This is a genomic window from Aliihoeflea sp. 40Bstr573, from assembly GCF_024105655.1.
GTDB lineage: Bacteria > Pseudomonadota > Alphaproteobacteria > Rhizobiales > Rhizobiaceae > Aliihoeflea.
Genome location: NZ_JAAAMH010000012.1, coordinates 63493 through 79186, shown reverse-complemented (window position 1 = coordinate 79186; position 15694 = coordinate 63493). Strand labels below are relative to the sequence as shown.

At 63.9% G+C, this 15694-nt stretch carries 12 protein-coding genes and 1 tRNA gene; 10 read left to right on the top strand and 3 right to left on the bottom strand.

The annotated features are described in order from the left end of the window. The first annotated feature begins 150 nt into the window (after positions 1–150). Positions 151–226, top strand: a tRNA-Thr gene (locus GTK01_RS15010). Between the two features lie 146 nt (positions 227–372). Here the strand turns inward: GTK01_RS15010 and GTK01_RS15005 are convergent. Then, positions 373–942 (bottom strand): BA14K family protein, encoded by a 570-nt coding sequence (locus GTK01_RS15005; protein WP_252927293.1) that lies wholly within the window; start codon positions 940–942, stop codon positions 373–375. A 333-nt stretch (positions 943–1275) separates the two neighbouring features. Between GTK01_RS15005 and GTK01_RS15000 the strand changes: the two genes are divergently transcribed. The 7 genes from GTK01_RS15000 to GTK01_RS14970 all read left to right on the top strand — a co-directional run bounded on the left by GTK01_RS15000 (position 1276) and on the right by GTK01_RS14970 (position 9927). Continuing rightward, a complete protein-coding gene (locus GTK01_RS15000; protein ID WP_252927291.1) occupies positions 1276–2853 on the top strand; it encodes an ABC transporter substrate-binding protein in 1578 nt (525 codons plus the stop codon). Positions 2854–3087: 234 nt separating this feature from the next. Continuing rightward, positions 3088–4065, top strand: a complete 978-nt coding sequence (locus GTK01_RS14995) for an ABC transporter permease (RefSeq protein WP_252927289.1) — start codon at positions 3088–3090, stop codon at positions 4063–4065. Positions 4066–4096: 31 nt separating this feature from the next. After that, positions 4097–5050: an ABC transporter permease gene (locus GTK01_RS14990; protein WP_252927403.1), complete on the top strand. Its 954-nt coding sequence runs from the start codon at positions 4097–4099 to the stop codon at positions 5048–5050. A 5-nt stretch (positions 5051–5055) separates the two neighbouring features. Continuing rightward, positions 5056–6033 (top strand): ABC transporter ATP-binding protein, encoded by a 978-nt coding sequence (locus GTK01_RS14985; RefSeq protein WP_252927287.1) that lies wholly within the window; start codon positions 5056–5058, stop codon positions 6031–6033. Next, a complete protein-coding gene (locus tag GTK01_RS14980) occupies positions 6030–7031 on the top strand; it encodes an ABC transporter ATP-binding protein (RefSeq protein WP_252927284.1) in 1002 nt (333 codons plus the stop codon). Before GTK01_RS14985 ends, GTK01_RS14980 begins: the two co-directional genes overlap by 4 nt. 78 nt (positions 7032–7109) lie before the next feature. Continuing rightward, complete coding sequence (locus tag GTK01_RS14975) at positions 7110–7661, top strand: DUF924 family protein (protein ID WP_252927282.1); 552 nt, start codon at positions 7110–7112, stop codon at positions 7659–7661. Between the two features lie 175 nt (positions 7662–7836). After that, a complete protein-coding gene (locus GTK01_RS14970) occupies positions 7837–9927 on the top strand; it encodes a long-chain fatty acid--CoA ligase (RefSeq protein WP_305883893.1) in 2091 nt (696 codons plus the stop codon). 41 nt (positions 9928–9968) lie between these two features. Here GTK01_RS14970 and GTK01_RS14965 read toward each other — a convergent pair whose 3' ends face one another. Together GTK01_RS14965 and pgi are read right to left on the bottom strand one after the other, a co-directional pair. Continuing rightward, the gene (locus GTK01_RS14965) at positions 9969–10670 is read right to left on the bottom strand and encodes an HAD family hydrolase (protein ID WP_252927279.1); all 702 of its coding nucleotides are present in this window, start codon (positions 10668–10670) and stop codon (positions 9969–9971) included. Then, the gene (pgi, locus tag GTK01_RS14960) at positions 10670–12220 is read right to left on the bottom strand and encodes a glucose-6-phosphate isomerase (protein ID WP_252927395.1); all 1551 of its coding nucleotides are present in this window, start codon (positions 12218–12220) and stop codon (positions 10670–10672) included. Before pgi ends, GTK01_RS14965 begins: the two co-directional genes overlap by 1 nt. A 270-nt stretch (positions 12221–12490) precedes the next feature. Here pgi and GTK01_RS14955 point away from each other — a divergent pair, with 270 nt between their 5' ends. Next, a complete protein-coding gene (locus tag GTK01_RS14955) occupies positions 12491–13984 on the top strand; it encodes a PLP-dependent aminotransferase family protein (RefSeq protein WP_252927276.1) in 1494 nt (497 codons plus the stop codon). Positions 13985–14085: 101 nt separating this feature from the next. Continuing rightward, positions 14086–15663, top strand: a complete 1578-nt coding sequence (locus GTK01_RS14950) for a trimethylamine methyltransferase family protein (RefSeq protein ID WP_252927273.1) — start codon at positions 14086–14088, stop codon at positions 15661–15663. Positions 15664–15694 lie beyond the last annotated feature (31 nt).

Here is a 15694-nt window from a genome sequence, read left to right as displayed (position 1 = left end):
GCGGCACCTGCACCGCGCCCTTGCAGTCTTTCGCGCCGGTGCGGAACGTCGGCCGCGAAATTCAGCGCGGGGTGCTTGAATTTGCCGACCGATCCGGATATCAAGCGCTCACTTTCGAGCCCCCGACAATGCCCGGGCGGTTTTCGACGGGCCGCTTTAGCTCAGTTGGTAGAGCACATCATTCGTAATGATGGGGTCAGGTGTTCGAGTCACCTAAGCGGCACCACGATATCCTGCCTTGATATCCCTTCCATCACCCGCCGACATCGCCGTTGGGGATTCGATTGGCCGTTCAGGCGCTTCACACTCAGGCCAACCCAACAAAAAGGGGCGACCCGAAGGCCGCCCCTGTTGGTTTCGATCTGCCCGCACTTAGCTGTAGGGCGAGTAGCATGCCTTTCGCGGGCCATTGTAGGGCTGGAACGTGTTGTCCGAGGCGCGGTACGAACGGTAGCGGTCATAGCACCAGTCGACATGCGCCTGAGACAAGCGGCCAGGCCGGACGACGACCGTGCGCGAAGGCTGGCTTATCGCGCCGCTGACGATGGCACCTGCCACGAAGGCCGCGGCCGGGAACCAGAAGCCGTTGAACTCACGGTAGCCGGCACGGCGGTCACGGTAGCCGCGATGGCCGTTGTAGTAGCTGTAATTGCCGTCACGATAGAAGCCGCGGCGGGCCTGGCGAACGTCCTGGCGGAATTCGCGACGGTCCTGACGCATCTCCTGGCGGAACTCGCGGCGATCCTGGCGGCGATCCTGGCGGAACTCACGGCGGTCGCGACGCGTTTCCCGGCGGTTTTGGACCTCGATCACGTTCGCGTTCGTCACACCGGAATCGACGGCGCGGATGAGTGCGGGCGACGCACTCGCGGTTACGCTGGTAGCTGCCACGCCGGTAAATGCGACGGTCGCGGCACAGACAATCGAAAGAAACTTCTTCATCTCTCAAACTCCTTTGTCCTCAAAGACGCCTGGCTACAATGAAGGTTCCCACATGAACTCAACGTGAACCGCAACATGACAATTCGGTAATGCTCAAAATGACGGCGATATGTCGATGTTTACTCATGACGTCGATCGAAGCGCGCGCGTTTTCGAAGATCGCACTTGGACAAGACTTCCGCGACGGGGCTGCCGCAAGGTCATTTACGTTGCACGTTCAACGACTTTTCGCCCGCTTCCAATATGCAGAACGCTCTTTTATGGTACGCGCCAATCGTGGGAGGCGGAAAACGCCACTGCGGGGATATCTAAAAGAAAAACATGGGAGCAATCATGCGTAAACTTCTCTTGACGGCCAGCGTTCTGGCTCTCGCCGCCACGGCGATGCCGGCATCAGCCGAAACGATCCGCTGGGCACGCGGCGCCGACGCGCTGACGCTGGACCCGCATTCGCAGAATGAAGGCACCACGCACACCTTCGCCCACCACATCTACGAGACGCTCGTCTGGCGCGACACCGAAGGCACGCTGATCCCGCGCCTGGCGACCGAGTGGAACCTCAAGGAAGGCGACGACACGACGTGGGTTTTCAAGCTGCGCGAAGGCGTCACCTTCCATGACGGCGCCGAGTTCAACGCCGAAGACGTCGTCTTCTCGCTCGATCGCGCGCGTTCGGAGCGCTCGAACATGCGCCAGCTCCACGCCGACGTCGAAAGCGTCACCGCTGTCGACGACTACACGGTCGAGGTCAAGCTCAAGGGTCCGAGCCCGCTCTACCCGAACAACCTGACCAACACCTTCATGATGGACAAGACCTGGTCCGAGACGAACGACGTCGTCGAGGTGCAGGACTATGCCGGCGGGGAAGACAACTACGCCGTGCGCAACACCAACGGCACCGGCCCATACAAGCTCGTCTCGCGCGAAGTGGGCGTGCGCTCGGTCATGGAAGTGAACCCGGACCATTGGGCCGAGACCGATCCTGCCGTGACCGAAATCATCTATACGCCGATCTCCGATGCGGCGACCCGCGTCGCAGCGCTTCTCTCGGGCGAGGTCGACTTCGTTCAGGACGTGCCGGTGCAGGACATCGAGCGCCTCTCGTCGACCGACGGTATCAAGGTCGCGACCGGCCCTGAAAACCGCATCATCTACTTCGGCTATCGCCTCAGCGAGGAGCCGCTGGCGAGCTCGGACGTGACCGACAAGAACCCCTTCGCCGACCCGAAGGTGCTCGAGGCGATGCATCTTTCCATCGATCGCGACGCGATCAAGGAAGTCGTCATGCGCGGCAATTCGGTGCCGACCGGCGTCGCGATGCCGCCCTTCGTCAATGGCTGGACCGAAGAGCTCGACGCTTACCCGGCGCCGGACCTCGAGCGTGCCCGCGCTTTGATGGAAGAAGCAGGCTATGCTGACGGCTTCACCGTCACGCTCGACACGCCGAACAACCGCTACGTCAATGACGAGGCGATCAGCCAGGCGGTCGTCGGCATGCTCGGCCAGATCGGCATCCGCGTCACGCTCGCATCGCGTCCGGTCGCGCAGCATTCGCCGCTCGTCACCAATGGCGAGACGGACTTCTATCTGCTCGGCTGGGGCGTTCCGACCTTCGATTCGGCTTACATCTTCAACGATCTGATCCACACGAAGGAAGGCAATTACGGCGCCTACAATCCGTCGGGCTATTCCAATGCCGAACTCGACGAGAAGATCGAGTCGCTCGGCACGCAGACGGACATCGAGGCCCGCGACGCGACGATCGCCGAAATCTGGGCGACGATCCAGGAAGACCGTGTCCTCCTGCCGATCCACAATCAGGTTCTGGCCTACGCGACGAAGTCGAACTTCACCATCGACGTGCATCCGGAAAACCAGCCGAACATGTCGAACGTGACTATCGGCGAGTAATCTGCGCAACATTCCCAAAAGCCTGGCCCGCCGTGCAAGCAATTGCGCGGCGGGTCCGCATTATGGGCTTGATTATGGGGAATTGACTCGCCAAAAGGGCGCCTTTCGCGGCATCGGCGTCGGTTGCGTGCCCATCTCGCTGCCTGAACTTGCGTGCCGTCAGCACCCGTACCGACAAACCGGGAGCCTGGGCGTCGGCCTTTCCGACCCGCTCCCGTTCCGGAGACAAACAAGATGACAGCCTTTGTCATAAGGCGCCTGCTGCAATCCATCATCGTGATGCTGGCAGTCTCGCTCGTGGCATTCCTCGTCTTTCGTTATGTGGGCGACCCGATCGACTCCATGGTGGGACAGGATACCCGACTTGCAGACCGCGAAGCGATGCGCGAGCGCCTCGGCCTGAACGAGCCCTTCTACATCCAGTTCGCGACCTTCGTCGGCAATGCCGTGCAGGGCAATTTCGGCATTTCCTACCGGCTCCAGGAGCCGGTGACACGCCTCATCATGGAGCGTCTGCCCGCCACGATCGAGCTCGCCTTCGCATCCGCCACGATCGCGCTGGTGTTCGGCCTGTTCTTCGGCGTCTACACGGCATTGAAGCCCAAATCGCCGCTCACCTCCGTCGTGATGACGCTGTCGCTGGCCGGCGTCTCGCTGCCGACCTTCCTGATCGGCATCGGCCTCATCTACATCTTCGCCGTCGAGCTCGGCTGGCTGCCATCCTTCGGGCGCGGGGAAACGGTGATGGTCGGCGGCTGGCGAACGGGACTGCTAACCGAAAGCGGTCTGAGATCGCTCATCCTGCCGGCCATCACGCTCTCGCTCTTCCAGTTGACGCTGATCATGCGCCTCGTGCGCGCGGAGATGCTGGAAGTGCTGCGCGCGGACTATATCCGTTTCGCCAAGGCGCGCGGACTATCCAACCGGGCGATCAATTTCGGCCATGCGCTGAAGAACACGCTGGTGCCGGTGATCACGATCACGGGCCTGCAGCTCGGCTCGGTGATCGCGTTCGCGATCGTCACCGAGACGGTGTTCCAGTGGCCGGGCGTCGGCTCGCTCTTCATCCAGTCGGTGCAGGTGGTCGACGTGCCGGTGATGGCGGCCTACCTGATGTTCATCGCCTTCGTCTTCGTCGTCATCAACCTGATCGTCGACATTCTCTACTACATGGTCGATCCGCGCCTGCGCGTCGGCACTGGCAAACGGTGATCGCATGGCCACGCTTCCAGATCCCAAACTCATGGCCGCCGGCGATGGCGAGCCGATCGTTTTGTCCAAGCCCCCAAGCCGGCTCTACCGCGCCTGGGATTCGGACATCTTCTACTCTTACCGCCGCTCGCCGGTGACGATCATCGCCTCGATCGTGGTCGTCATCATCGTCGGTGCGGCGCTGCTGGCGCCATGGATCGCGCCCTACGATCCGTTCAATCCCGCCTCGCTCAATCTGATGGACGGCTTCACGCCGCCCTTCTCGGAAAGCCGGATGGGCAATTTCTATCTGCTGGGTACAGACAACCAGGGCCGCGACGTCTTCTCGACGATCCTCTACGGCTCGCGCATCTCGCTCTTTGTCGGCTTCTCGGCGACGCTGTTCGCCATGGCGCTCGGGATTTCGCTCGGCCTGGTCGCCGGCTACCAGGGCGGCACGGCCGACGCGGTCATCATGCGCATCGCGGACGTCCAGCTTTCCTTCCCGGCCATCCTGATCGCGCTTTTGATCTTCGGCATCGCGCGCGGCATCATCCCGCCTTCGCAGCAGGAGAGCATGGCTGTCTACGTGCTGATCGTCGCCATCGGCCTGGCCAACTGGGCGCAATTCGCCCGTACGGTCCGTGGTGCGACGATGGTGGAGCGGCAGAAGGACTACGTCTCGGCCGCCCGCATCATGGGTGTGCATCCAGTCCTGATACTGGCACGTCACGTCCTGCCGAACGTCATGGGTCCGGTGATGGTCATCGCGACGATCGGCCTTGCCCTTGCGATCATCGAGGAGGCCACGCTTTCCTTCCTGGGCGTCGGCGTTCCGCCCACGCAGCCCTCGCTCGGCACGCTGATACGCATCGGTCAGCAATATCTGTTCTCCGGCGAGTGGTGGATCCTGTTCTTCCCCGCCCTGACGCTCGTCCTGCTTGCGCTTTCGGTCAACCTTCTGGGTGACTGGCTGCGCGACGCGCTCAACCCGCGACTGAGGTAAGCGCCATGCAACCTGTTCTCTCCGTCAAGAACCTGACCGTCCAGTTCCCCACCCGTCGTGGCACGCTGACGGCGGTCGACAACATCTCCTTCGACATCATGCCCGGCGAAGTGCTCGGCGTGGTGGGCGAATCCGGCGCTGGCAAATCGATGACCGGCTCGGCCGTCATCGGCCTGATCGAGCCGCCAGGCCGCATCTCGAACGGGGAAATTCTGCTGCAGGGCGAGCGCATCGACAATCTCGGCCCCGACCAGATGCGACGCTATCGCGGCAAGCGCATCGGCATGGTTTTCCAAGATCCGCTGACCTCGCTCAACCCGCTCTACACGGTCGCCGAGCAGCTCATCGAGACGATCCGCACCCATATGCCTCTGTCGTCGGCCGATGCGCGCAAGCGCGCCATCAGGCTTCTCGACGACGTCGGTATCCCGGCGGCGGAGCGGCGCATCGACGACTATCCGCACCAGTTCTCGGGCGGCATGCGCCAGCGGGTCGTCATCGCGCTCGCTTTGTGCGCGGACCCGGCACTGGTCATCGCTGATGAGCCGACCACTGCGCTCGACGTTTCGGTGCAGGCGCAGATCATCGACGTGATGAAGAACATGTGCGCCGAATACGGTGCGGCGATCATGCTGATCACCCACGACATGGGCGTCATCGCGGAGACGGCGGACCGCGTCGCGGTCATGTATGCAGGACGCATCGCCGAGATCGGCCCCGTGCGCGATGTCATCACCGACGCAAAGCACCCCTACACGGCCGGGCTGATGGGCTCGATCCCGACGCTCGCCACCAACTCCGACCGCCTGACGCAGATTCCAGGATCCATGCCGCGCCTGTCGGCCATCCCGAAGGGCTGCGCCTTCAACCCGCGCTGCCCGCACGCCTTCGACCGCTGCTTCGTCGAACGTCCCGAGCCGATCGTCTCGGGCACCCGCCGCGTTGCCTGCTGGCTGCATGCGCCCGAGGAGCAAGCCGCATGACGACCCCAACACCTCTCGTTGAAGTCAACCACCTGTCGCGCCGGTTCGACGTCTCGAAGCCGTGGCTAAACCGCGTTATCGAGCGCACCGAAAAGGCCTATGTGCGCGCCGTCGACGACGTCACCTTCCGGATCAACAAGGGCGAGACGCTTGCGCTCGTCGGCGAGTCCGGTTCGGGCAAGTCAACCATCGCGCGGCTGATCGTCGGGCTGCTCGACCCGTCGGAAGGCGACATCCATTTCGACGGCAAGTCTTTGAAGAAGGGCCTCAAGGGCGCCGAGGCGCGGCGCCTGCGCCGCCGCTTCCAGATGATCTTCCAGGATCCCTTCGCCAGCCTCAACCCGCGCTGGCGCGTGACGGACATCATCGGCGAGCCGCTGAAGGTGTTCGAAGGTGGAATGTCGTCACTCGACAGGCGAAAGCGGGTCGGCGAACTCCTGACGCTGGTCGGCCTGTCGCCCGAGGACGGCGTCAAGTTTCCGCACGAGTTCTCGGGCGGCCAGCGCCAGCGCGTCGCGATCGCCCGCGCCCTTGCGGCGCGTCCGGACTTCATCGTGTGCGATGAGCCGACCTCGGCGCTCGACGTTTCGGTTCAGGCGCAGATCCTCAACCTGATGAAGGATTTGCAGGACGAATTCGGTCTCACCTTCCTGTTCATCAGCCACGACCTTTCGGTCGTGCGCCACATGGCGAACCGGATCGGCGTCCTCTATCTCGGCCGGCTTGCGGAAGTGGCCGATTCCAAGACGCTCTTCGCCAGGCCGCGCCATCCCTACACGCGGATGCTGCTCGACGCCGTGCCGGACCTCGAAATGACCGGCCGCAAGCGCAAGAAGGTCGAGGGCGAAATCCCGAACCCGATCGACCCGCCATCCGGCTGCGCCTTCCACCCCCGCTGCCCATTCGCAAACGAACGTTGCAGGGTGGAAATCCCGCAACTCCTGTGGAACGGTGAGGGCGAGACGGCTTGTCACGGTGTCGAGGAAGGCCGCATCTGACAGAACGCTTCGATGCAACGTGACGATGAAGAGCGGCGCCTGCCTGCGCCCTCTTCCAAGAACAAGAGGGAGGATGAGATGAAGCAGGGATGGCAAGACGGTGTTCTGTCTTTCTGGTTCGACGAACTGACTGCCGACGATTGGTACACCGGCAAGGCCGAGGTCGACGAGCAGATCAGGTCGCGCTTTTCCAAGCTCTACGAAGAGCTGAAGACCGGGCTCAACCCCGAGACGATCGACGACCCGCGCACCGCACTTGCCGCGGTGATCGTGCTCGACCAGTTTCCGCGCAACATGTTCCGTGGCCAGGCGGCGGCCTTCGGCACCGACAATCTCGCCATCGAGGTCGCACGAAACGCGATGGAAAATCGGCTCGATCATGGGCTGACCGGTACCGAGAAGCAGTTTCTCTACATGCCCTTCATGCATTCGGAGATTTCGGCCGACCAGGAGCGATGCGTCGACCTGTTCCGTTCGCTCGAAAATGAGGAGAGCCTGAAATACGCGATCGAACATCGCGACATCATTCAGGAGTTCGGACGGTTTCCGCATCGGAACAAGGCGCTGGGACGCGAGACGACGGACGCGGAACGCAAATTCATGGAAGGCCATGCTGGCTACGGCCAGTAGATCATTCCGCTGCGGCACGGCTTGCACCGCAACGAATTGTGGCCCTAGATAGGCGACGGCAACAAATTTCAGGATGCAGGCGGGCATCCGGCGCTGGGTGAGCGGGCAACTCAAGAATCCGGCCGCGTCAGTCGACCGATTCCGCCTCCATGCGCAACATTTTGAGGAGGACGAATTGGCCAAAGCGACCGAGAAGACGAGCAAGGCTTCGAAGGAAGACGTGAAGCCGGCTGCCGCGAAGGCGCCGGCGGCAAAGGCTGTGGCAACCGCCAAGCCCGCCGCTGCGAAGGCGAGCGCGAGCGCAAAGCCGAAAGCGGCCCCGGCCAAGGCTGCTGCCGCCAAGACGTCGACCCCGAAGACCACCGCCAAGCCGGCCGCTGCCAAGACGGCTGCGAAGAAGACCGAGGCCAAGAGCGCGAAGCCTGCCGCAGAAGCCGCAGCGGAAGCGCCGCCGGCTCCGAAGCCTGCCGCCAAGGCCGCAGCGAAGCCGGCCGCTTCCAGGGCAAAGGCATCCGCCGCCAAGCCCAAGCCGGCGCCATCGACAGCTCCGAAGGCCGAACCGGCTGCCGCCCCGGCAGCAGTTGCAACGCAAACGGCGGCAAAGGCCGACAAGCCCTGGCTGGCCAATTATCCGAAGGGCGTTCCGGCCGAGATCGCGCCGCTCGAATATCAGTCGCTGGGCGACCTGATGGTCGATTCCTGCCGCAAATACGGCTCGAAGCCCGCCTTCACCTGCATGGGCAAGTCGATCACCTTTACCGAGCTCGAGAAGCAGTCTGCCGCCTTCGCCGCGTATCTGCAGGGCAAGGGCCTGTCGAAGGGCGCGCGCGTCGCCATCATGATGCCGAACGTGCTGCAATACCCGATCGCGATGATGGCGGTGCTGCGCGCGGGCTATACGGTCGTCAACGTCAACCCGCTCTACACGCCGCGCGAACTCGAGCACCAGCTCAACGATTCAGGCGCCGAAGGGATCGTGATCCTGGAAAACTTCGCTGCGACGCTGCAGCAGGTCATCGGCCGCACGAAGGTCAAGCACGTCGTCGTCGCAGCGATGGGCGACCGCCTCGGGCTCAAGGGCATCGTCGTCAATCTCGTCGTGCGCCGCGTCAAGAAGATGGTGCCGAACTGGTCGCTGCCCGGCCACGTCGGCTTCAACGACGCGCTGAAGGAAGGCGCCAAGAAGACCTTCCGCAAGATCGACGTGGGTCAGGACGACGTCGCCTTCCTGCAATATACGGGGGGGACGACGGGCGTTTCGAAAGGCGCGACGCTGCTTCACCGCAACGTGCTGGCGAATGTCGCGCAGAACGCGCTGTGGGTCGAGGCCGCCTATTCGAAGAAGCCGAAACCCAAGGACGTCGTCTACATCTGCGCGCTGCCGCTCTACCACATCTATGCGCTAACGGTGAACGCGCTGATGGGCATGCAGCAGGGTGCGCAGAACATCCTGATCCCCAACCCGCGCGACATCCCGGCCTTCGTCAAGGAACTGCAGAAGACGCCGTTCCACGTTTTCCCGGGCCTCAACACGCTCTTCAACGCGCTTCTCAACAATGCCGATTTCCAGAAGCTCGACTTCAAGCCGCTGATCCTGACGTTCGGCGGTGGCATGGCGGTGCAAAAGCCGGTCGCCGACCGCTGGCAAAAGCTCACCGGGATCGTCATCGCCGAGGGCTATGGCCTGTCGGAGACGGCGCCAGTCGCGACCGCCAACCGGTTCGACGCCGACGAATTCTCAGGCACGATCGGCATGCCGATCCCCTCGACCGAGATCGTCATCCGCGACGAGGACGGCAAGGACGTGCCTGCCGGCGAGGTCGGCGAGATCTGCATTCGCGGGCCGCAGGTCATGGCCGGCTACTGGAACCGGCCGGACGAGACCAAGAAGGTCATGACCGATGACGGCTTCTTCAAGTCGGGCGACATGGGCTTCATCGACGAGCGCGGCTTCGTCAAGATCGTCGACCGCAAGAAGGACATGATCCTCGTCTCCGGCTTCAACGTCTACCCGAACGAACTGGAAGAGGTTGTCGCAGAGCATCCGGGCGTGCTCGAAGTCGCCGCCGTCGGCGTACCGGACGAGCATTCGGGCGAAGTGCCAAAGCTGTTTGTCGTCAGGAAGGACGAGAACCTGACGGAGCAGGAAATCATCGATTTCACGCGCGACAAGCTGACCGGATACAAGCGCCCGCGCCATGTGGAATTCCGCAAGGAACTGCCGAAGACGAATGTCGGCAAGATCCTGCGCCGCGAACTGCGTTAGAAGTCAAAAGGCCCGCTTCGGCGGGCCTTTTTCGTTCGTTGTTAGCTCCCGTCCAGGTAGCTCGGCAATTCCGCGATCGAGCCGAGCACCACATCTGCCAACGGCTCCAGCGTCGCGCGTGTGCCGGTGCCGCTGAGAACCGCGACGCGCAGGCCGGCGCAGGCCGCCCTGCCCGTCTCCATGTCATGGTTGTTGTCACCGACCATCGCAACCTCGGACGGCTTCAGGCCGACCATGTCGGCGAAGGCGATGATGACGTCGGGGGCAGGCTTGGGATTGGCGACCGCGTCATAGCCGAAGCAGGCATCGAAGAGCTGCGAGACGCCGAGCGTCGCCAGCGTCTGCTCGGCGCCGCGGGTCGAATCGTTGGTCGCGACGGCAAGGCGGAAGCCGCGTTCATGCAGCGCGGAGAGCGCATCGATGATGCCGGGGAGCGCGATGGCGCGGGCAGCACCTTCGACGGCCGTGACAGTGTCGAAATGGGCAACGCGCTCGCGCCGTTCAGCGGCGCTCGCCTGCGGAAACCAGCAATCGACGATCTGCGCGTTCGTGCCGGCCGCGAAGACGGAATCGGCGCGGAATTTTCCGACCTGGAAATCGTAACCGGCACGCTCGAGAAGCACGTTCGCCTCGGCGCGGTCACCCCCGGCGGCCTCCAGTGCCAGATGGTCGCCGACCGCGAACCAGGTCGCGTTGAAGTCGACCAGCGTGCCGTCCTTGTCGAACAGGATAGCCTTGATCATCACGCGTTTCCGCGCAGCGCATGGATGCGGGCGACGAGGCCGGCCGTCGAGCCGTCGCGGCCCGCGGCGTCTTGCCTGCCCTCAACGATCGGCAGGAGGCCGGTCGCAAGCTCCTTGCCAAGTTCCACGCCCCACTGGTCAAAGGCGTTGATCTCGAAAAGTTGCGCCTCGACAAAGACCCGGTGCTCGTAAAGCGCGATCAGCCGGCCGAGCGTGAAGGGATCGAGCTTACGGTAGAGGATCGTCAGCGAGGGTCTGTTGCCGGAGAAGACGCGATGCGGTGCGATCGTCTCGACCTTTGCGGCGTCCATACCCTTGGCGAGCATCTGCGCGCGGGCCTCCTCGAGGGTGCGGCCCCTCATCAGCGCTTCGGACTGCGCCAGGCAATTGGCCAGCAGGAGATCGTGCTGGTGCCTCAGCTCCGGCTCGTGACCTTCGGCGGCAACGAGGAACTCGACCGGCACGACGTCCGTGCCCTGGTGGAGAAGCTGGAAGAATGCATGCTGCCCGTTCGTGCCGGGCTCGCCCCAGACGACCGGGCCGGTCGGCGTTGCGACGGGCTCGCCATCGACGGTCACGCCCTTGCCGTTCGATTCCATGTCAAGCTGCTGCAGATAGGCGGGCAGGCGCGCGAGGCGCTGGTCGTAGGGGATGATCGCGCGCGAGGGGCATCGGCAGGCGACGCGGTTGAACCAGCCGATCAGGCCGAGCATGACCGGCAGGTTCTGCGCGAGCGGCGCTTGCGCGAAGTGGCGGTCGATGGAATGCGCGCCGGCCAGCAGTTGGTGGAAATTCTCTGCGCCCACGGCGATCATGATCGGCAGGCCGATGGCCGACCAGAGCGAATAGCGCCCGCCAACCCAATCCCAGAATCCGAATATGCGGTCTTCGCGAATGCCGAAGGCCCCGACCTTGTCGAGCGCGGTCGAGACGGCGGCGAAATGGTTCGGGACCGCCTCGTCGCCAAGCGCGTCCGCAATCCAGCGTTTTGCGGTTTCGGCATTCGTCATCGTCTCGATGGTGGTGAACGTCTTCGAGGCGACGATGAAGAAGGTCGTTTCCGGATCGAGGCCTTTCAGCGTGTCGGCGATATGCGCGCCGTCGACATTGGAGACGAAATGTAGACGCGGCCCGTCATGATAAGGTGCGAGCGCGAGCGTCGCCATGGCCGGACCGAGATCGGACCCGCCGATACCGATGTTGACGACATCGGTGATGCCGCCACCGCGCAATTCGCCCGCGAAAGCGGCCATCGCGTCCAGCACGCGGTGGATGCCGGGGACGATGTCCTCGCCCTCGACGATCAGCGACGCCTCACGCGGCAGGCGCAGTGCGGTGTGGAGGACGGCGCGCCCTTCGGTGATGTTGATCGGCTGCCCGGACAGCATCGCGTCGCGCCGCGCTTCAAGATCAGCCGCCTCGGCGAGCGCGATGAGGAGGTTGATCGTGTCGCCTTCCACTGCGCATTTGGAATAGTCCAGCAGCAGGTCGTCCAGCGTCAGCGAGAACGCCTCGAACCGGCCGGGATCGGAGGCAAAAAGGGCGCGCATGTCTACCGGCGCGCGGTTCGACTGATGCTCGATGATCTGTTCGCGGGCGGCTTCAAGCGTGGGGTCTGGCAAGCGGGGAACCTTCAAGGTGAGAGGTTGCGAAGGTTAATCAGCGCTCGTCTCGAAGCGCAAGGGCAGGCCTGCGCGTCAAGGACCAATCACTTTTGCACACTGGATGGATCAATAAATATCATTGGCGCAACCAATTGGACCAGACTTGATCCCGTTGGACCACAGGCATAGGCTAGTTTGCATGTGAAGGATATCGCCATGGCTGCTCGCACTGACCCCGCAATCTGGTCCGGACTGTTCCGAATCTCACCCGAATCCGGCCAGACGCTCCAGGCGCAGATCCGGCAAGCGATCGTCGCGGCCATTCTCGACCGCCAGATCGCAGCCTCCATGCCCCTTCCCTCCTGCCGGGTGCTGGCGGAAAAGCTGGGCGTGGCGCGCGGCACCGTCGTGCTCGCCTTCCAGCAGCTTGTCGACCAGGGTTTCCTGATCGCCAAGGAACGGCGTGGCCATTTCGTCAATCCGGAGATGCTGACCATGCCAGCACGCGCGCCCGGCGCGATCCGCAGATCAGATCCAACGCTCGACTGGAAGAGCCGGCGCAAGGTGGCAGCCTCCGAAATGCCGGAGCCGTCGAAGCAGGAAAACTGGATCAGGGCCTCCTATCCCTTCGTCTACGGTCAGTTCGATCCGGGCCTTTTCCCGACCGCCGAATGGCGCGAGTGCAACCGCATGGCGCTGGCGGTTCTCGAAATCCGCAACTGGGCGTCGGACATGGTGGACCGCGACGATCCGCTGCTGATCGAGCAGATCCAGGCGCGGCTCTTGCCCCGACGCGGCATCTTCGCCAATCCGGACGAGATCATCGTCACGCTCGGCGCGCAGCACGCGCTCTACATGCTGGCGACGCTGCTTATGGGTCGCGGCACCAAGGTGGCGATGGAGAACCCGGGCTATCCCGATGCGCGCTCCATCTTCCGGCTTTCCGGTGCCGAAATCGTTCCGGTTCCGGTCGACGGCGAGGGCATCGATCCCGACGCCATCCCCGACGATTGCGGCTTCGCCTTCGTGACGCCGAGCCACCAGTGCCCGACCATGGTGTCGCTGCCCGAAGACCGGCGGCAAAAGCTGATCGCCGACGCGCAGAAGCACGACCGCATCATCATCGAGGACGGCTATGACAGCCAGCTCGTCGACGACGCGCCGCAACAGGCGCTGCGCGGGATCGATCGTTCGGGACGCGTCATCTATGTCGGGTCGATGTCGAAGACGCTCGCGCCTGGCCTGCGCCTCGGCTACATCGTCGCCTCGGCCGAGCTGATCGCCGAACTTCGGGCGCTGCGCCGCTTCATGTTGCGCCATCCGCCGGCCAACAATCAGCGCGCCGTCGCCCTGTTCCTCTCGCTCGGGCATCATGAGGCGCTCGTGCGCCGGCTCTCCTCCGCCTTTCAGGAGCGGCGGGAGCGGCTGATCGGAGCGGTCTCGTCCTACCTGCCCGAATGGGGGATCACCGATACGCCGGGCGGCACATCGCTCTGGCTGGAAGGCCCGCACGGCACCAGCGGCAAGGCGCTCGCAGAACTCGCGGCCGCGCGCAGCGTGCTCATCGAGCCCGGCGCGCGCTTCTTCGACCAGCCAGAGCGCAATGGCCGCTTCGTGCGGCTCGGAATCTCGTCCATCGCACTCCAGCATATCGAGCCGGGCATTCGGGAACTGGCGACCGCGGCCGGGCGACGACCGGCCGCCGCCTGAACAGTCCGATTTGGTCCATCGGGCGCAATCCGGGTGGACTAACCGAGCCGGATTTTCAGCCGCATAGTTGAACCACCCTTTCCGGTTGGGTGGAGCGTCAGATGTCGGTCGTTCTCGAAGATCACGAAGCTCAAAGGTCGCGCCGCTCGGGCGGGCGCGAGGCGCGCCGGGCGATCCGCGCGGCTCCCCTCGCCGAAGACATCCGCCCCGTCCGCGCGGGGCTGGAAGGCGGGCGCTACAGGCCGCTCGATCGCGCCGACCTCGACCGCATCCACGAAGCCGTGCTGACCGTTCTGGAAACGGTCGGCTTTGCCAATGCGATCCCGTCCTGCCTCGAGGTGCTGACACGCGCCGGGGCGATCCATGGGCCTGACAGGCGCATCCGATTTCCGCGCCGGCTGGTGCTCGAAACCATCAAGTCGGCGGCTCGCGGTTTCACGCTTCATGGCCAGGAGCCAAGGCACGACCTGAAGCTCCAGGGCGCACGCGTCCACTACGGAACGGCTGGCGCGGCGGTGCATGTCGTCGACGTCGAAAAGCGCGAATATCGCGAGTCGCTGCTGCAGGACATCTACGACGCCGCGCGCATCGTCGACCGGATGGACAACATCCACTTCTTCCAGCGCCCGATGGTGCCGCGCGATATTCCTGATCCGTTCGAGATGGATCTGAACACGCTTTATGCCTGCGTGACCGGCACCACCAAGCATGTCGGCACCTCCTTCACGACCGCTGACAATGTGCGCCCAGCACTCGACATGCTCTACGCGATCGCCGGCGGTGAGGAGAACTTCCGCGCGCGGCCGTTCGTCTCGAACTCCAACTGCTTCGTCGTGCCGCCGATGAAATTCGCCGAGGATGCCTGCGGCGTCCTGGAAGAGTGCGTCAAGGGCGGCATTCCGATCCTGCTGCTCTCGGCGGGCCAAGCCGGTGCCACCGCGCCGGCGGCGATTGCAGGCGCGGTCGTGCAGGCGGTGGCGGAGGTTCTGGCGGGGCTCGTCTATGTCAACGCGCTGAAGCCCGGTCACCCGGCGATCTTCGGCACGTGGCCATTCGTCTCGGATCTGCGCACCGGCGCAATGTCGGGCGGCTCGGCGGAACAGGCGCTCCTGACCGCCGCTTGCGCGCAGATGGCGCAATATTACGACCTGCCAGGCGGATCGGCCGCCGGCATGGCCGATTCCAAGCTGCCGGACATCCAGTCCGGCTTCGAAAAGGGCATAACCGAGGTGATGGCAGGGCTGTCGGGGCTCAATCTGGTCTACGAGGCGGCGGGCATGCACGCCTCTTTGCTTGGCTTTTGCCTCGAAAGCCTGATCATCGACAATGACATGATCGGCCAGTGCCTGCGCTGCGTGCGCGGCATCGACATGGGGGAGGCAGCGCTGTCGATCGAGACGATCAGCGACGTCTGCCTCAACGGACCCGGTCACTATCTCGGCCATGGCCAGACGCTCGATCTGATGCAGCGCGAATATTTCTATCCCGCCATCGCCGACCGGTTCAGTCCCAAGGAATGGGCCGAGAAAGGCAAGCCGGACATTCTCCAGCGCGCCATCGCCGAGAAAAAGCGCATTCTCGCAACCCACTACCCGCGCCATGTCCCGCGGACGCTGGACGACGAGCTGCGCGCGCGGCACCCGGAGCTTCGACTGCCGCGCAGTGCGATGGGACATTAGCGCGCGCACAGCCGCTCTCACCTTCGTCGCA